Genomic DNA, 397 nt, shown 5'->3' on the forward strand with positions numbered 1-397 from the left:
CAGGTACTGTTTCCGGTGAATATGCTGCCGACGATAAGGCCCACAGAAAATGTGGGTGGCCGACACAGAGCAAGGCAAACAGCCCATTATCAATGAGCAGACGCTCTCGCAGTTGCTGACCAAGACGCGAGCGCACGAAGAGGAAGATGACGATTCCTACCTTGCGCTTGAACTGATGACCAAGACCCATCAGCAAATCGAGAGTGACGATGACACCCGGCCCACGGGGTACAGCAACCTCTTACAGCTAGTGACCAAAACTGAATCGGTTCAAGAGGTTGATGACAATTACTCAGCAAGCCAACTGCTGGAGCTGGTCACCAAGACCAAGGTTCAACAGGAAGCAGACGATGACGGCTTCCAGTCCTTTGGGTTTCATTGCTGACCAGGACGGATC

General features: G+C 52.6%; 1 protein-coding gene. It reads left to right on the forward strand.

Annotation, left to right across the window (positions count from 1 at the left end; all coding sequences use genetic code 11):
• The first annotated feature begins 55 nt into the window (after positions 1 to 55).
• Complete coding sequence (locus KSP9073_RS17385) at positions 56 to 385, forward strand: hypothetical protein (protein ID WP_207771521.1); 330 nt, start codon at positions 56 to 58, stop codon at positions 383 to 385.
• The last annotated feature ends 12 nt before the right edge of the window (positions 386 to 397 follow it).

It is taken from the genome of Kushneria phyllosphaerae (genome assembly GCF_900312995.1).
In the GTDB taxonomy this organism is placed as follows: domain Bacteria; phylum Pseudomonadota; class Gammaproteobacteria; order Pseudomonadales; family Halomonadaceae; genus Kushneria; species Kushneria phyllosphaerae.